14 protein-coding genes are annotated in these 16,961 nt (G+C 68.4%); 8 read left to right on the forward strand and 6 right to left on the reverse strand.

Features of this window, described 5'->3' with window-relative positions:
• The first annotated feature begins 154 nt into the window (after positions 1-154).
• Positions 155-4,579: an acyl-CoA dehydratase activase gene (locus H6A07_RS03190; RefSeq protein WP_204813430.1), complete on the forward strand. Its 4,425-nt coding sequence runs from the start codon at positions 155-157 to the stop codon at positions 4,577-4,579.
• A complete protein-coding gene (locus tag H6A07_RS03195; RefSeq protein WP_204813432.1) occupies positions 4,576-5,196 on the forward strand; it encodes a TetR/AcrR family transcriptional regulator in 621 nt (206 codons plus the stop codon). Before H6A07_RS03190 ends, H6A07_RS03195 begins: the two co-directional genes overlap by 4 nt.
• A gap of 188 nt (positions 5,197-5,384) precedes the next feature.
• Here the strand turns inward: H6A07_RS03195 and H6A07_RS03200 are convergent, their stop codons facing one another.
• The gene (locus tag H6A07_RS03200; protein ID WP_204813434.1) at positions 5,385-6,596 is read right to left on the reverse strand and encodes a putative ABC transporter permease; all 1,212 of its coding nucleotides are present in this window, start codon (positions 6,594-6,596) and stop codon (positions 5,385-5,387) included.
• 173 nt (positions 6,597-6,769) lie between these two features.
• Between H6A07_RS03200 and H6A07_RS03205 the strand changes: the two genes are divergently transcribed.
• A complete protein-coding gene (locus H6A07_RS03205) occupies positions 6,770-7,501 on the forward strand; it encodes a zinc ribbon domain-containing protein (RefSeq protein WP_204813436.1) in 732 nt (243 codons plus the stop codon).
• 280 nt (positions 7,502-7,781) lie between these two features.
• On the forward strand, positions 7,782-8,597 hold the full coding sequence (locus H6A07_RS03210) for a zinc ribbon domain-containing protein (RefSeq protein WP_204813438.1): 816 nt from the start codon (positions 7,782-7,784) through the stop codon (positions 8,595-8,597).
• A gap of 41 nt (positions 8,598-8,638) precedes the next feature.
• Here H6A07_RS03210 and H6A07_RS03215 read toward each other — a convergent pair whose 3' ends face one another.
• Positions 8,639-9,268 carry a helix-turn-helix transcriptional regulator gene (locus tag H6A07_RS03215; protein WP_204813440.1) on the reverse strand — a complete coding sequence of 210 codons (630 nt, stop codon included), beginning with the start codon at positions 9,266-9,268 and terminating at the stop codon, positions 8,639-8,641.
• Between the two features lie 352 nt (positions 9,269-9,620).
• Here H6A07_RS03215 and H6A07_RS03220 point away from each other — a divergent pair, with 352 nt between their 5' ends.
• Positions 9,621-10,190, forward strand: coding sequence for an ArsR/SmtB family transcription factor (locus H6A07_RS03220; RefSeq protein WP_204813442.1), 570 nt, complete (start codon positions 9,621-9,623; stop codon positions 10,188-10,190).
• Between the two features lie 73 nt (positions 10,191-10,263).
• On the forward strand, positions 10,264-11,484 hold the full coding sequence (locus H6A07_RS03225) for an MFS transporter (RefSeq protein ID WP_204813444.1): 1,221 nt from the start codon (positions 10,264-10,266) through the stop codon (positions 11,482-11,484).
• Positions 11,485-11,658: 174 nt separating this feature from the next.
• On the opposite strand, the gene H6A07_RS03230 is transcribed toward H6A07_RS03225, so the two are convergent.
• Together H6A07_RS03230 and H6A07_RS03235 are read right to left on the reverse strand one after the other, a co-directional pair.
• Entirely contained in the window at positions 11,659-12,837 is a 1,179-nt protein-coding gene (locus H6A07_RS03230) for an ATP-binding protein (protein ID WP_204813446.1), read from the reverse strand.
• A gap of 198 nt (positions 12,838-13,035) precedes the next feature.
• Positions 13,036-13,623 (reverse strand): TipAS antibiotic-recognition domain-containing protein, encoded by a 588-nt coding sequence (locus tag H6A07_RS03235; RefSeq protein WP_204813447.1) that lies wholly within the window; start codon positions 13,621-13,623, stop codon positions 13,036-13,038.
• A 155-nt stretch (positions 13,624-13,778) separates the two neighbouring features.
• On the opposite strand from H6A07_RS03235, the gene H6A07_RS03240 reads away from it, so the two are divergent.
• Entirely contained in the window at positions 13,779-14,102 is a 324-nt protein-coding gene (locus H6A07_RS03240) for a DMT family transporter (protein ID WP_204813449.1), read from the forward strand.
• Here H6A07_RS03240 and H6A07_RS03245 read toward each other — a convergent pair.
• Positions 14,077-14,979, reverse strand: a complete 903-nt coding sequence (locus tag H6A07_RS03245) for an EamA family transporter (RefSeq protein WP_204813451.1) — start codon at positions 14,977-14,979, stop codon at positions 14,077-14,079. The genes H6A07_RS03240 and H6A07_RS03245 overlap by 26 nt on opposite strands.
• 164 nt (positions 14,980-15,143) lie before the next feature.
• Between H6A07_RS03245 and H6A07_RS03250 the strand changes: the two genes are divergently transcribed.
• Positions 15,144-15,761: a hypothetical protein gene (locus tag H6A07_RS03250; RefSeq protein WP_204813453.1), complete on the forward strand. Its 618-nt coding sequence runs from the start codon at positions 15,144-15,146 to the stop codon at positions 15,759-15,761.
• Here the strand turns inward: H6A07_RS03250 and H6A07_RS03255 are convergent.
• Positions 15,658-16,809 carry a helix-turn-helix domain-containing protein gene (locus tag H6A07_RS03255; RefSeq protein ID WP_204813455.1) on the reverse strand — a complete coding sequence of 384 codons (1,152 nt, stop codon included), beginning with the start codon at positions 16,807-16,809 and terminating at the stop codon, positions 15,658-15,660. The two genes, H6A07_RS03250 and H6A07_RS03255, sit on opposite strands and share 104 nt — an antisense overlap.
• Between the last annotated feature and the right edge of the window lie 152 nt (positions 16,810-16,961).

Raw genomic sequence — 16,961 nt, forward strand, 5'->3', positions numbered from 1 at the left:
ATATTCGCAGGCAAGAATAACGCGCTTGTACGATCGAGCGCGTTATTCTCATGCCCGGTGGACACGCCCAACAAGGTGCCTGTGATTTTTGTACAACCTGTCTAAAAATCGCCCGCGATTGGTACAGTCCCTACGTGGAAACGAAGGGGGACGCATGGGCGAGAAGAACGGGCGGCGAGAAGAGCTCCGGGTCGGTATCGACGTGGGCTCCACGACGGTCAAGGTCGTGGCGCTCGTGCCGGACGGGAGTACGGTCTTCTCGCGCTACGTGCGTCACGGCGCGCGGCAGGCGCGCACGGCGGCCGCCGTCCTGACCGAGCTTGCCGCCTCGTTCCCGGACGCCCGGATCCGCGCCGCGCTCACCGGCTCCGGCGCGCCCACGCTCGCCGACGCCCTCCGCCTGCCCTACGTGCAGGAGGTCGTCGCCAACTCCATCGCCGTGCGCGCGCTCTACCCACGGGCGCGTACGGCCATCGAGCTGGGTGGCCAGGACGCCAAGATCGTCTTCTTCGAGCCCGACCCGCGCACGGGCGAGCTCACGGTCTCCAACATGCGCATGAACGGCTCGTGCGCGGGCGGCACCGGCGCCTTCCTGGACGAGATCGCGTCGCTGCTCAAGGTGGCGCCCGAGGACTACGATGCCCTCGCCGCCGCCGGCACCACGGTCTACGACATCTCCGGCCGTTGCGGCGTCTACGCCAAGACGGACATCCAGCCCCTGATCAACCAGGGCGTCTCCAAGGCCGACATCGCGCTCTCGGCGCTGCACGCCATCGCCAAGCAGACGATCGGCGGCCTCGCGCAGGGGCTCGACATCGTGGCGCCCGTCGTCTTTGAGGGCGGCCCGCTCACCTTTGACCCCACGCTCGTGCGCGTCTTCACCGAGCGCCTGGGGCTCGCCGCGGACGAGGCGCTCGTCCCCGAGCACGCCGAGACGATCATGGCGCTCGGCGCCGCGCTCGCGTGCGACCAGCTCTTCGCCGACCGGCCCGCCGCGCTCGACGTCGCGGCGGCCACAACGGCGCTTGAGGAGCTCGACCGGCACCCCGTCGTGGCGCACGAGGAACCGGCCCGCCCGTTCTTCTCGTCCGACGAGGAGCGCGCGGACTTCGAGCGCCGCCACGCCGCGCCGCCTGACCCCGCCCCGGCCGCGCCGAAAGACGGCGTCCTGCGCTGCTATCTGGGCATCGACTCCGGCAGCACCACCACCAAGTTTGCCCTGATCGACGAGGCGGGCGCGCTCGTGGACTCCTTCTACGCCTCCAACGAGGGCGCCCCGCTCGACGTGGCCGCCCGCGCCCTGCGCGAGCTGGACGCTCGCCACCGCGCCGCCGGCCACACGCTCGAGGTCCTGGGCGTGGGCACCACGGGCTACGGCGAGCTCATGTTTGCCAAGGCCTTCGGCGCGGACCACCACGTGGTGGAGACCGTGGCGCACGCCCGCGCGGTCCGCGACCTCGTGCCCGACGCCACCTTCGTGCTGGACATCGGCGGCCAGGACATGAAGGCCATCTGGCTCGACCACGGCGTCATCACCAACGTCGTGGTCAACGAGGCGTGCTCCTCGGGCTGCGGCTCCTTCCTGGAGACCTTTGCGGGCACGCTCGGCATCCTGGTGGAGGGCATCGCCGAGGCGGCCTTCCGCGCGCCGGTGCCGGCCCGGCTGGGCAGCCGCTGCACCGTCTTCATGACGAGCTCCATCGTGACCGAGCAGCGCAACGGCGCCACCCCGGACGACATCATGGCCGGCCTCTGCCGCTCGATCATCGAGAACGTGTTCACCAAGGTCATCCGCGTGCCGAGCATGGACGCGCTGGGCGAGAAGATCGTGGTGCAGGGCGGCACGTTCCTGAACGACGCGGTGCTGCGCGCCTTCGAGCAGCGCGTGGGCCGCCCCGTCACGCGCGCGCCGCACGCCGGCCTCATGGGGGCCATCGGCGCGGCCCAGCTCGTGCGCGAGCGCGCCGAGGAGGGCCTGCGCGCGACCGGCCACCTGCCGCGCACGTCCTTCGTGGGCTTTGACGCGCTCGCGGGCTTCTCCTATAAGACCGAGACGGGCCTGCGCTGCCCGTTCTGCCAGAACCACTGCAGCCGCACGCGCATCACGTTCTCGAGCGGCGCCTCGTGGGTCACCGGCAACCGCTGCCCACGCGGCGAGGTCGTGGGCGACCCGCATGACGAGGGCGTCCGCGCCCAGGAGCGCAAGGTCCGCGAGCGCACCGCCCGCGTGCCCAACCTCTTCGCGGAGCGCGAGCGGCTGCTCTTCCGCGAGTACCCCGTGGAGCCCGCGCGCGACCTCGGCGACGACGCGCCCGTGATCGGCCTGCCGCGCGTGCTGGCGCTCTGGGAGTGGGCGCCGTTCTGGACCACGCTGCTGCGCGCCGTGGGCTACCGCGTCCACCTCTCGCGCAGGAGCACGCGCGCGATGTATGAGCGGGGCCTTCCGGCCGTGACCTCGGACACCGTGTGCTTCCCGGCCAAGCTCGTTCACGGCCACCTGCGCGACCTGCGCGACGCCGGCGTGGACCGCATCCTCATGCCGTCGATCACCACGGTCCCCTCGGACAACGCCTCGCCCACGAGCCAGTCCATGTGCGCCGTGGTCAAGGGCTACCCGCTCGTGGTGAGGAACTCCGACAACCCCGAGCGCCGCTGGGGCATCCCCTTTGACGCGCCGCTCTTCCACTGGTACAGCGAGAAGGACCGCGAGGCGCAGCTCATGGACTGGCTGCGCGACTGGGCGGGCGTCACCCGCGTCCAGGCCCGCTCGGCGATCCGGCAGGCCACGGCGGCCCAGCGCGCCTTCCGCGAGGAGCTGGAGCGCCGCGGGCGCGAGGTCCTCGAGCAGGTGGAGCGCGACGGCGGCTACGCGGTGGTGCTCGCCTCCCGGCCGTACCAGAACGACGCGCTCGTGAACCATGAGCTGCCGGACGCCTTCGTGCGGATGGGCGTGCCCGTGCTCACGGCGGACGCGGTGCCCGGCGTCCACGACGTGGACCTCTCGGCCAGCCGCATCGACGTGGTGAACAACTTCCACGAGCGCATGCTCGGCTCGGCCGTGATCGCCGCGCGCGACCCGCGCCTGGAGTACGTCCAGCTCGTGAGCTTTGGCTGCGGGCACGACGCCTACCTCTCCGACGAGATCGTCCGCCTCATGCACGAGATCGGGAGCAAGGCCCCGCTGGTCCTCAAGCTGGACGAGTCCGACGCCACGGGCCCGCTCGGCATCCGCGTGCGCTCGTTCGTGGAGACCGTGCGCGAGCGGCGCGCGGCGGAGCGGGCCGCCGGCGGCGCGGGGGCGCCCCGAGAGCTCACGGACCCGTACCCCGTGAAGTTCGAGCGCGGGGACGAGAAGGTCTACGAGGTGATCGTCCCCAACACCAGCCACGCGTTCTCGCGCCTCATGGCGGCCGTGGTGAGCCGCCAGGGCCTGCGCGCGGTGCCGCTGGAGGTTGGCCGAGAGGAGGCCATCCGCCTCGGCAAGCGCTACGTCCACAACGACATCTGCTTCCCGGCGCAGATCGTGATCGGAGAGATCCTCGCCGAGCTCGAGCGCGGCGGGCACGACCCCGACCGCACGGCCGTCATGATGGCCAAGTACGTGGGCGACTGCCGCCTCACGCACTACGGCGCCCTCCTGCGCAAGGCGCTCGACGACGCGGGCTACGCGCAGGTCCCCATCATCACCAACGACGGCGCGGACTCCCACGACCTGCACCCGGGCTTCCGCCTGGGCGTGCCGGCCTCGGCGGACTTCGTGCTGGGCATCGCGATGGTGGACGTCTACGAGGCGCTGCTGCGCAAGGTGCGCCCGTACGAGACGGAGGCGGGCGCGGCCGACGCCGCCTTCGAGCGCGCGATGGACGGCCTGATCGACGGCGTCGTCGCACGCGGGGCTCGGGGCGCGCTCGACGCGTTCGCGCGCGGCCTCGAGGAGCTCTCGGCGGTGCCGTACGACCGCTCCCACCTGCGGCCGCGCGTCCTTATCGTCGGCGAGTACCTCCTCAACTTCCACCCCGGCGCCAACCACGAGATCGAGCGCTACCTGGAGGCCAACGGCCTCGAGATCGTGGAGGCGCGCATGGCCGACGTCATCCGCAAGAGCTACTCCTACAAGCACGCGCAGGCCCGCGAGTACCACGCGAGCATCCCGGCGCGCGAGCGCGCGTGGAACGCCCTGGCCGACGGGCTCTTCTCGACCGCCCTTGCCCTGGTCGACCGCGTGGCGCGCGACTTTCCGCTATACGAGCGCCCCGCGAGCATGGCCCAGCTGGCCGAGAAGAGCGACCCGATCATCCCGCACACCTTTGACGCGGGCGAGGGCATCCTCATCCCGGCGGAGATCCTGGAGCAGGCCGAGCGCGGCGTGCGCAACTTCGTGATCCTGCAGCCGTTTGGGTGCCTTCCCAACCACGTGGTGGGCCGCGGCATCATCAAGCGCGTGAAGGAACTCTACCCGGACGCGCAGGTGCTGCCGCTGGATTACGACCCGGACGTGAGCCAGGCCAACATCGAGAACCGCCTGCAGATGCTCGTCATGGACGCGCGGCCGGACGTGGCGCCGGAGGGGGAGCGATGAGCACGCGCGCGGCGGACCGGATGCGGGGGCGCCTCGCGGACGCGCTCTGGGAGCTTTTGGAGACGCGGCGGCTCACGGAGATCGTCGTGGGCGACGTCATCGAGGCGGCGGGCGTGAGCAGGGGGTCGTTCTACTACCACTTCTCCGACCTGGACCACCTGGTGGCGTGGGCGATCTCCCAGGAACTGCTGAACTCGGACCGCGAGGGGCACTCGTTCGCGGCGATCGCGGCGTGCGAGGAGCCGCCCGCCGAGACGCCGGTGGTGTCGCGGAGCCTCTGCCGCGTGTGCCTGCTTCTGGACCGGGGCGGCATGAGCGCGGTCTTTGACGTGGCGCTCGAGGCGATGCTGGCCCTCTGGACGGCGGCGCTCTGCCCGGACGGCGGCGCGCTGCCGGACGCGGTGGAGGCGCAGCTGGAGTATGCGGTGGGCGGCACGGTGGGCATGCTCGCGCGCTCGAGCGCCTCCACCGAGGCCAAGCGGCGCGCGTCGATCGCGTTCATGCACGAGCGGCACCTCTGGCTCGTGGCGCGCGTCGCCGAGGTGCTGGGCGAGACCCCGCGCGACGTGACGGCCCTTCTCGCCCGCGCCCGGGAGCGCGTCCTCACCGCCGTCTGACGAGCGGGCGACTCTTCTCGTTGCCCATACCTCGCCGCCACTCCTGCCCGCTTTCGCCGAGGCGGAGCATCCGCGGAAATGCGTCTAGAAATCGGGTCCCTTTTCCGTAGTTGCTCCGTCTCGGCGCGTGAGTGCGGGATAGGACGAGAAGGGCGCCGCGCCGGGCAGAAGAACGTGTCGCCCGGGCCCTATGCGCGGGCGGCGTCCTCCGGCGTGATCGTCATGGACTGGAAGCGGTTGGCCATGTAGGCGTCATCATAGTGCTCCGCGTAGAACTCCTCCACCGGCGACGTCGGCGCCAGGCCGCACTCGCGCTGGTACCAGCATTCGAGGGACTGCAGCGTCATGACGGCGTTCACGAGCATGAGCGCGGCGCAGACGGCGGTCACGGAGTAGCGCGCCTGCCAGGGGATGAGGTTGATCAGCTTGAGCAGCCACGGCAGGCAGAACTTGATCCAGACAAAGCCCAGCGCGCCCCACATGCACATGAAGAGCGTGGAGGTGCGCCCGCCCATGAGCGCGGCCACCGGGTCCGGGAAGAGGCCAAAGATCGTGGAGCCCGAGTAGTCCCAGGCCACGGCGCCAAAGCCGACCTGCATGAACCAGGAGACCGCCGCCTCGAAGAGCCCGCCGATCACGGCGGACACCACAAAGATCACCACCGGGTTGGCGCGCCAGAAGCGGTTAAGCGCCACGGTCATGAGCACCGCGCCCACGCCGTAGATGGGCGAGAAGGGCCCGTAGAGCAGCCCCGCGCGGTCCTGGTAGACGCCCGGGTCCACCACGACCATGTGCCAGACGACCTCCAGCACGAGCCCCAGCACGCTGCAGACCACGAAGACCCAGAACAGGTTGAAGAAGTCCAGCTCGATGAAGCCGCGGTCGCCCTTGGCGCGCCCGAGCGTGCCGGCCTCGGCGGCCTCCTCGGTCTCCATGTCGCGCAGCTTGCGCTGGAGCTGGCGCTCGGAGATGAGCGTGGGGTCGATGGTGGCTGAGATCACGACGAGGATGAGCAGCCGCACCCCGTCGTAGACGAGGTTGTCGCCAAAGCCGTTGAGCATGATCTCCAGCACGAGGTTGGCGATGCCCACGCCGATGAGCGCGTAGGCGATCTGCGCCACGTGCCGGCGGCGGTTCTTGAGCACGAGCACGCCAAAGGCGACGTAGCCGGCCGCGCCGAGCGCCAGCGTCACGATCTGCACGAGGTAGAGCGTTGTCGTGAGCGTGACGTCATGGCGCTCGCGGAAGAGCTGGGCGCCGTACTGCGCGAGCGGGACCGCGATGAGCGCGATCAGCGCGAGGACCGCGGCGGCGGTCACGAGGCAGTAGACGCCGTAGACCTTGAGAAGGACCGAGATCTTGCGGCTCTCGGAGGGGACGGGGGCGGCTGCTGTGCTCATGGGGCTCCTCGGTTCGGGGTCGGTAGCGGCATCGTACCCACTCGGCGGCACCTCTAACGCGTCTCAGCCTGCCGTTGGGGGCTGAGGCTTTCAGAGTGCTTTGAGGTTTGGCTATTATGTCGCAGAAGGTTTGTGCGCCCCGTGCGCGGGGCGCCGACGAGGGGAGGCTCGTTATGTTCTGTCCCAACTGTGGTAACCAGCTGCCGGACGGCAGCAAATTCTGCGGGAAGTGCGGCGCCCAGCTCGGCTCCGCCCCGGCGCCCCAGACGCCGCCGCAGACCCCGCCCAGCTACGGCGGCGCGCCGGTCACCCCCGGCGTGCCCCCCCAGAAGTCCAAGGGCAAGACCGGCCTCATCGTCGCGCTCGTCGCGGCGGTGGCAGTCGTCGCGCTCGCCATCTGGGGCATCGTGAGCTGCGTCGGTGGCGGCGGGCACGGTTCCGCGCAGGCGGTCGCCGACGGCGTCAACTCCGCCGTGAACACCGTCATCGACGGAGACTTCTCCGCCGATGCCATCCAGAAGGGCATGAACGGCCTCATCGACCTCATGCCGCAGGAGGCCGTTGAGAACTCGCTCGCCCAGCAGGGCATGACGCGCGAGGACCTTGACGACGAGATGTCGACGATGCTCGGAAGCGCCGATCAGCTGAGCGCCGTCGCGAGCCTGGCCGACATCAAGTTCTCCACCTCGGTCGGCGCGCCGCTCGATTCCGACGAGCTCGCGAGCGTCAACGAGGACCTGGCCGAGGCCGGCATGAGCGCCAACGTGACCGAGGGCAACCACATCTCCTTCTCGATCGAGGCCTCCGCGCTCGGGCAGACGCAGTCCCAGGACATGGACGAGTCCGGCCTGTACGCCATCAACATCGACGGCTCCTGGTACCTGTGGGGCGGCAGCCTCTTCTAGTACCGCTGACGCCAGAGCTCCGCGCGTCACCCGATCAGACGGCCGTCCCGGTGATTCCGGGGCGGCCGTTCTTCTCGCCGGCCCTTCTCGCCGAAACAGAGAAACGGCACACATGGCCACCGAGACAGAGCTGCGGCACAAAATCGGACCTCCGGGAGGCCTGCTTTGTGCCGCAGCTCTGTCTCGGTGACAGGCGTTATTGGCGTTTCGAGATTGGCTATGATGTCGCAGAAGACTTGTGCGCCCCGTGACGTGGGACGCCGGCGAGGGGAGGCCCGTTATGTTCTGTTCCAACTGTGGCACCCAGCTGCCGGACGGCAGCAGGTTCTGCTGGAAGTGCGGCGCCCAGCTCGGCTCCGCCCCGGTGCAGCCGCAGGTGCCCCAGACGCCGCCGCAGACCCCGCCCAGCTACGGCGCCGCGCCGGTCACCCCCGCCGTGCCCCCGCAGAAGCCCAAGAGCAAGACCGGTCTCATCGTTGCGATCGTTGCGGTGGCGGTAGTTGTTGTCGTTGGGCTCGCTGTCTGGGGCATCGTGAGCCTAGTTGGCACTCAAAACTCCAGCCAGACGGTCGCAGAGGGCTCGCTCGGTTCTGCGCAGATGGTCCCCGACGGCCCGCACAGCTCCGCGCAGAAGGTCGCCGACGGCGTCGACTCCGCCATGGACACCATCATCGACGGGGACTTCTCCGCCGATGCCACGCAGAGGGGAATGGATGACCTCGTCGACCTCATGCCGCAGGAGGCCGTCGACCATGAGCTCGCCGAGCAGGGCATGACGCGCGATGACCTCAGAGACGAGATGTCGTCGGCGCTTGGAGACCCCGACGAGCTGAGCTCCGTCGCGAGCCTGGCCGACATCGAGTTCTCCGCCACCGTCGGCGCGCCGCTCGACGCCGACGAGCTCGCGGACGTCAACGAGGAGCTGGCCGAGGCCGGCATGAGCGCCAACGTGACCGACGGCAACCACATCTCCTACTCGATGGAGATCAGCGCCCTCGGGCAGTCGGACTCTCAGGACATGGAGGAGTCCGGCCTGTACGCCATCAACATCGACGGCTCCTGGTACCTGTGGGGGGAGGGCGGCCTCGGCCTCTAGTCCCGTCACGCTCGCTGAGCGCGACGTTCTTCTCGTCCGCCCTACCCGAGCAGCGTGTCGATGAGCCAGCTGCCAGCGTAGCCGAGGAGCCATCCCACGGCGCACCCGATGAGCACCCAGCCCACGTTGCGGACCCCCTTCATCCAGAGGGGCATGATCCGCTCGCGCCGGCCGCGCTCGGTGTCGCGGTCCACGGGCTCGCCGTTCCAGAAGGAGAGGACCTCCCGGTAGGTGACGAGGTCGTGCTCCTTCTTGATGCGCCCGGCCCACGCGGCGGCAAACAGGGCGATCCCCCACAGCACGAGCGCCAGCGTCAGGGTGGGCAGCGTCTGCAGCAGCGAGAGGTCCCAGGCGGTCATCTGGACCACCCACCAGACCATGACGAGCACCATCAGCGCGATGAACCCGATCATCGCGCAGCTCAACCTCTTGAGCAGCCGCATGTCCCTCTCGACGGTTTCCTTCATGACGTCCACGTCTCCTCTCACGAGCTCGTCGATGGTCGTGCCAAAGACGTTGGCGAGGAGCAGCAGGCTCTGGACGTCCGGGTACGTCTTGTCGTTCTCCCAGGAACTGATCGTCTGGCGGCTCACGTAGATGCGGCCCGCCAGCTCGTCCTGCGAGATGCCGAGCTGTGCGCGGTGCTCCCTGATGCGGCTTCCCAGCTCCATGCCTGCCTCCCTCCGGCTACGGCGCGACCCTGTCGAGAAGAACGTGACGCTTCCGGCGAAATCCTACCATCAAAGGTGGGGGACATCGCGGCGCGGGCGGCAGTCCAGGGCTGTCAAATGTGCTTGACAGTGGTGTTGAGCTGGGGTTTTTGGTTCGGCTCACTCGGGGCGGCGCGTTGACGGGCGGGCAACCTCCCGATTTTTCGGACGCCGAAACTGGGCCATCTACCTGGTATTTCTCGTGTTTACGCAGGTAGATAGACGTCTAAGAATCGGGGAGTTTGTTCGGCACCTGTTGACATTACAAAGCGTGTAACGTACCATGACATGCAACGTCAACGGAGGAGGCACCATGCCCAAGCGGACCCTGGACATCACCACGCGCAAGCAGCTGGACATCTACATGAACCCGCAGCGCCAGCGCCTGCTGCACGAGATGCAGGTCCTCGCGCGGCCGGCCACGTGCAAGCAGCTGGCGGACGTCATGGGGATCTCCGCCTCGTCGGTCACGCACCACATGAAGAAGCTGGAGACCCTGGGCCTGGTGGAGGTGGACCACACGGAGGTCGTGCGCGGCATCACCGCGCGCTACTGGCGGGCGGTGCCCACGGATGTGGCCCTGCGCGCCTCCGAGCAGGGCGACCTCCAGGAGGAGAAGATGCTCCTGGTGGACTACCTCAGCCAGCAGGTCATGGCGGGGCTGCACGCCTACACCGCTTCCGGCGCGGTGGAGCGCGAGAAGAAGCTGGGCCTCGCCCACGGCGACCTGCGCAGCGGCGTGATGTACCTCACGGAGGACGAGGCACGGGAGTTCCAGCGCCTGGTGAGCGAGTTTGTCGAGAAGCACGACGAGCCGCGCGCGGACACGGTGCCGTGGGAGGTCAGCGTGGCCTGCTACCCGCACAGGGACCTCACGGCGTAGGCGCCCGCGGCTCTGCCGCCTCTGGTCACAACCCAATCTGCATGTTGTCCGCCTGACAGGGGGAGGGTCCGTCATGGAGAAGAACCGTGTTCTGCCCGTCTCGCACGCGCTCGTGTTCCTGCTGGTCAACCTGGGGGTCGGCCTGGCCAACCCGGTGCTCTCGCTGCTGCTTCTGGCTCGCGGGGCCACGCTGGAGACGCTGCCGCTCGCGATCGGCGTGACGCTTGTCATCACGGTGGCCTGCGAGGTGCCGAGCGGCATCGCGGCGGACGTCCTGGGGCGGCGCCGGGTCTTCGTGTGTTCCATGGCGCTGCAGGTGGCGACGTACGCGGTGCTGCTGGCGGGCCCGAGCCCCGTTGCGGTGGCGGTCTCCGGCGTCCTGCGGGGGCTCGCCCTCGCGGCGCGTACGGGGACGCTCGAGGCGATCGAGCTGGACCGTGTGGTGGCGGAGCACCCGGATGCGGCAGAGCGCCTGGCCGCGCTCGACGCGCTCAACGGACGGTTCGCGCTGCTGGAGTCCGCGGGCGTGGGGGCGGGCGCACTCGCCGGCGGGGCGCTGGCGGCGTTCGACCCCAGCTACACGCTGCTCATTCTGTGCGTGATGGGCGTGGGTGCGGCGGCGCTGGTCGGCGGCCTGGCGCTCTTCCCGGCAGACGCTCGCGGGGAGGGCTCGGCGCGCGGGCGGCTGCGGGGCGTGCTCGCGGAGATGCGCTCGGCGATTGCGCGGCCGGGCGACGTGCGGACGGTGCTCGTGGCGTCCGCCTCGGCGGGCGTGGTCATGCTGATGGTGGAGACGTACTGGCAGCTGGCCTTCGAGGGCTTCGTGGGGCCGGAGGGCGCGTGGCTGCTCGGCTTTGTGAACTGCGCGGGCATGGTTGCGGCGGCGGTCGGCAGCGCGGCGGCCATGCGGTGGGGGAGCGAGGCGTCCGCGCGGCTCGGCGCGGGCGGGCGGCGCGCGCTGTACCTGGCGCTGCAGGGGGCGGCGATCGTCTGCCTGGCGCTCTTCTCGGCGGCGGGGAGCGCGGTCGCGTTCGTGGTCGTCTACGCGGCGCTCTATGTTGCGCTGGGGGCGCGCAGCGTGGTCGAGCAGACCGTGCTCCACAACGCGGTGCCCTCCGAGGAGCGCTCCGGGATGGCCTCCGTGCAGTCGATCGCGCTGCGCGCTGGCGGCATGGCGGCGACGGCGGTGAGCGGCCCGGTCGTGGGTGCGTTCGCGCTGGCCGGTGCGTGGCCGGTCCTCGCCGCGCTCGCCGCCGGCATCGCCGCGCTCGGCTTTCGCCGCCGTCGTGCGTGAGCCCCGCTAGCCCCCTCCGGGTGTGTACGAAGTTGCAACGTTGATGTTCTTCTCGCCAACTCGTCTACCTGCGGAAACGTAATCGCAAGGTACCGTATTAGTTTTGCAACTTCGTACACACCCGAGAAGGGAAGGGCAAGGCCAAGGTGCAACAAAGCACGGCGAGAAGAACCGCTACTGGAAGAGCGGGACCCTTCCCAGAAGGAAGTCCTCCACGGGGAACTCGTCCGAGCCGATAACAAGGGCATAGGTCCCCGGGAACCTCTGGACGAACTCGCCAAGCCCCTTGAGGCTCTTGACGCGGCCGCTCTTGACCTCGATTGCCGTCCTCTTCCTGCCTTGCGTCACCACGAAGTCCACCTCTGCCGAGCCGTCCCTCCACCAGTTGACCGAGAAGTGCCCCATCTTCGATCGTGCGAGGAGGTAGGTGCCAACCGCCGTCTCCACAAGGTGACCGCGGCGATCGCTGTCCTCGAGCAGCCTTGCTCTGCTCTCACCGGAGGCGACCACCATGAGCGAGGTGTCGTGTACGAGCAGCCTCGGCGAGCTGCCGCGCTCCTTGATGATCTTCTCGTCGTACTTCCTGAGGCCGCTCATGAGCCCCGCATGCGAGAGCAGCTCCAGGTAGTGGGCGATGGTGTCCGTATTGCCTCGGTCGTCGAGCTGGCCAAGGAGCTTGCGGTAGGAAATCTCCTGGGCAGAATAAGCGGCGCCCACCTCAAACAGCGCGCGGAGCAGCGCCGGCTTGCGAACCGTCTCCATCTCGAGGATGTCCTGCGTCAGCGTGGGCTCGATGATGGCATCGCGCACATACGCGCCCCATCGGGGCTCGTCGTCGCGGAGCTGAACCGCGCCGGGGTATCCACCAAAGTAGAGATACTCATCCAGCGTGCACCCAAAGGCCTCTCGACACTCGCCGTAGGTCCACTGGGTCGAGGGAATGAGCTCGTAGCGCCCCTTGAGGGACTCGGACATGCCTCGCTGCAGGGTGAGTGTGGAGGATCCCGTAAGGACGACCTTGACGCCGCGTCCGGACCTCGTGTCCTCGTCCCAGAGGTACTTCACCGTCGAAGCCCAGTCGGGGACCTTCTGCACCTCATCGAGGGAGAGAATGACATCATTCCCGTCCACGGCGGCCTCGCGTGCGGACTCCCAGACCTCCTCCAGCTTGCGAGCGCGCCGATCCCGCGGGCGGTCGAAGGCAAACTCGACGCGGGGAGTCTCCACATGAGAGAGCGCCTGGCTCACAGCGGTGCTCTTGCCCGTCTGTCGCGAGCCGACCACGATCTGAATGAAGCGCCGTGGCTCGCTGAGGCGCTCCGCCAGCAGGCCCACACAAGCTCGTTCGTACATAAGGCCCCCTTATCCGGTCACGCTTCGTAACTCATGACGCGGTAAATATCCTAGCATTTTCTCATATAGCTCGTTTTGCTAGGATATCCTAGCAAAAGTAAATGGTTTGCAATTTGCTAGCTTAAGGCGAACAAGGGCCGATAACCGGATAGGAAGGGAACACGTCCTATTAGGACCAGAACGCGACCCTCAGGCAGATCACACGCACGCGTGAATCGCGTCGCGCAGGAACTGCGCAGCACCCGGGGCCACCTTTTCGTAATAGGCGCGGAACCGCTCGTCGGAGACGTAACCGTCGGCCAGGCTCTTGTGGGCCTCGGGCGTGTAGAGCCCGTCCGGCCAGTACATGCGCAGCCAGTGACCGTGCATCGCGACGAGCTTGCGCGCCTCCGGGCCGGCAGGGTCTCCCGCCTCCATCGCGCGGCGCAGCTGCTCGTTGATGGCGAGCGCCAGCTCCTCGGCCTGCAGGTGCGCCGCCTCGCCCATCGCCACGTACTTCTCGTTAGCGGCATCCATCACCTCGTCGCCGTAGGCGGCACGGACCTCCTCGCCGTAGGCCTCCTCGTTCTCGGCGACCTCGCGCCAGCGCTTGAGGTGCGGCAGCAGCGTGGCCATGAGCGAGACCGCCTCGTCGAGGGAGACGCCAAGCGCCTTGGCCTCCATGGGAGCCGTCGCCTCGATGAACTCGTCCATCGTCATGCCCTTGGCGGTGAAGTCACCGTGGTCGTAGCAGAACTTGCAGAAGTCCGCGTCTCTTTCCGAGCGGCCCGTTCTTCTCGCCCACAACTCTGAACTGCGAGAACGCGAGAAGAACCATCAGTCAAGGGACGCACACCACATAACCTCGCGCGCCTGTGCTACGATTCCCTCGACCCAACGGGTCTCTGACGAGGGCAGCCGTACCAGAATCGCAAAGACGGCGCATAATCTGGGAGGTTGTCATGGATTGGGTCATTTTGGTCGTGTCGGGCGCGATGGAGGCCGTGTGGGCCCAGGCCCTCGACCGCTCCCAGGGCTTCACGCAGCCCGTCCCCTCTATCGTGTTTGTCGTCGCGCTTGCCGCGAGCATGCTCGGACTGAGCCACGCCGTCCGCACGATTCCGCTGGGCACCGCCTACGCCGTCTGGGTGGGCATCGGCGCCGCGCTCACGGTGGCGTGGGGCGTCGTCTCCGGCGCGGAGTCGTTCTCGTGGGCAAAGGCCCTGCTCATAGCGGGCCTCGTGGCATGCGTCGTCGGCCTCAAGCTGGTGGGCGAGGCGCACTAGGATCACGCGGCGCCACAAGCCATGTGCCAACAACCATAAGGACGAGCGCGAGGACAAACGTCGGCGCAAGCGGCGTGCGGAACAGAGCGAACGCCAGCGCACTGCCAATGAAGGGGTTCACCGCGTAGAACGCGCTCGTTCGTGCCGCCCCCAGGTCGCGCTGGGCGCGCACATAGCAGGCGATAGACAGCCCGTATGAGACGAACCCGAGCAGGAGCGCAAGCCCCGCGTCAACGAGCGTCGGCAGGGCGTCGCCCGCGCAGAGCGCCACGACAAGCGCGCCGGTGCCCGAGCCCCACCCCTTGATGACGACAACGTGAACCGGATCGCAGTCCGACAGCCTGTTCGTGCAGTTGTTCTCGATGCCCCAGCACAGGCATGCTGCAAGCGTGAGAAGCGAACCAGCGGAGAACCCACGCACGCCCGCGTCCCAAGACAGGAGAACGCACGCCAGAGAGATAACGCCGATGCCCGTCGCCGTACGCGCCCCCACCCGCTCCCCAAACGCGAGGCGGGCGATAAGGGCGGTCGCCACGATCTCAAAGTTGTTCAGCAGCGACACGCTCTCTGCCGACGAGAGGAAGAGCCCTGCCATGAGCAGCAGGGGCGCCGCCACATCGAGCACGACCATCGAGGCCACGTAGGGGGCGTCCGCGCGCTCGAGGGGCCGTCCGCGAACCTCGCCCGCATCTCCGCGTGCGCCGCTCGCGAGCGAAAGCGCCGTCATGCCGGCGCCCGCGCCGAGATACAGCAGCGCCGCCATCATGTTTGGCGCGACATCGGCAAGCAACACCTTGGAAAACGGCGTGCTCAGCGCATAGAGCGCCGCCGCGGCGAGCGCGAAGGCAACGCTTCGTCCTGTTCGACCGGACAGCACGCGCAAACGCCTCCCCGATTCAAAGCAGCCTGTCCTATGGCTACGATACCGTCCTTTCCCCACGGGACCGCGCCACAAACCCTGTCAGAGCGCTTACCGGCTCGTTACGCACGGCACGTGGCGCGCGACTACCCTAGGCGCACCCTTAGGAAAGGATGCTCCGCATGGCTGTGTTCGTAAGGCTGCCCACGTCCGACGAGATGCAGTACGCAGGTGACGTCATCCACGGCAAGAGGCGTCTCGACGTCGTGGTGTACGTCATATTCGCGCTGCTGGGCGCGGCGTTCGGCGCGGCGGTCGGCTTCGCGGGGACACGGGCGAACGATCAGCCCGTCGACCTTGGCTTCACGCTCGGCTGCGCCGCGGGCTTTGGCGTGGCGTTCTTCGTCTTCGCGATACTCATCATGAGCTCCATCAGGTCGCTCCAGGCGGTCTGCCGCGTCTGGCTGCCCGCGCGCGTCATCGTTGCGGTCGCGGTGGCAGCCTTCGCGCTCAGGGTGCTCGACACTGTGAAATTCGTTCTCATCGTCGGGCCAACGTCGATCATCCGGCAGGTTGTCCTGGGCGGCCTCGGATTCATCTTCGCCCTGCTGTTCCTGAACCTCGGCGTACGTCTCGTCTTCCTCGTCTACTGCATGGCGACCGGGCGCGACGAGGATGAGATCGTCACGCGGAGCATCAGCGCGGAGTCTTCGCAAGAATGTCGCGGTAACGAGGATCGTCGCTCACAATCCTCTGCCACTCAGGAGACGACGTGCGCTCGGCAAGACCCTGTCGAATGAGCAATCCTGCCTCGTCCGCTTGGCGAGACTTGTGAGCTGCCCATGCCTCGCCGGCACGGGCAGGTTCGAAACGGTCGTCCATGCGGTCCCAGAGCGGAGAGTCTGCCGCGTCCTGATGCCCCAGGGTCGCAGCGTCGATTGCTCGCGCAAGCGCCTCGAGCGCAGCGTCCTTCTCGCCAGCCTTGCGCAGCACCTCCGCCACCTCGAGGGACATCGTTGCCGAGAAGAACGGGTTCACTGCGCGCATGTCGAGTGCGGCGTAGACCGCCTCCGCGGCATCGCCGGCCGTCCGCGCGAATGCGGCCTCGCCCCGCATCCCAACCTCCTGCATGAGCGACGAGAGCACGAAGCTCGCCGCGCGCAGGCGCTCGGCCTGCAGCAGGTCGAGCGCCTCGTCGTTGCGGTCGAGCCTGCGGTAGGCTGAGGCGAGGAGCGTCGTCGGGGCACCCGCGTCCTGCCGGCGCACGAGCGGCTCCAGCAGCGTCGCCGCTTCGTCGTAGCGTCCGGCCTGGAAGAGCGTCGTGGCCTTTTGCTGCTGCGCGAGGTAGAGGGTCGCCGGATCCGTGGCCACCTCGAGCACGCGGTCGATCAGGGCGAGCGCCTCGTCGATGAGTGTGACGGCGTCGGGCGCGTCGTCCTTCTCGCCCGCCGGCGCAAACGGCGTCGCCATGCCGACTGCCCACACCGTGAGGAGCGAGGCCAGCATGAGCAGCAAGTTCGCGTCCGAGTAGTGCTCGGCGGCGAGTGCGTGCAGTCGGTCGTGCGCGGCGTGGAGGTCCTTCTCGCCCAGCGCGTAGACCTCGGCGTAGAGCGCGGCGGACTCCGCCTCCGTGAGCTCGTCGTGCCAGTCGAAGAGCTCGTCCAGGGTGAGCGAGAAGTATGCGGCGATGCGCGGCAGCAGGCTCACGTCCGGCAGACTCTGTGCGAGTTCCCACTTGGACACGGCCGCCTTGGAGACGCCCAGGTGGGCGGCCAGCTCCTCCTGCGTTATGCCTTTGTGACGGCGCTCCCGCGCGATTGTGCGGCCGATGTTGACGGTTGCGTTCATGATGCACTCCCTCGATGCGGTGGATGGGCGGCGGCCGGCTGCCGTCTCCAGTATGCGGTCGAGTAGAGGTTGAATCAAAGGAGTGCTGGTTGACGTTTTGCGCGTGCCGTCAACCGGCGTTCGATGGTTGAGCTGCGGTATAACGTGGTGTA

Origin of the sequence: Olsenella uli (assembly GCF_016899935.1) — a bacterium.
In the GTDB taxonomy this organism is placed as follows: Bacteria; Actinomycetota; Coriobacteriia; order Coriobacteriales; family Atopobiaceae; genus Thermophilibacter; species Thermophilibacter uli_B.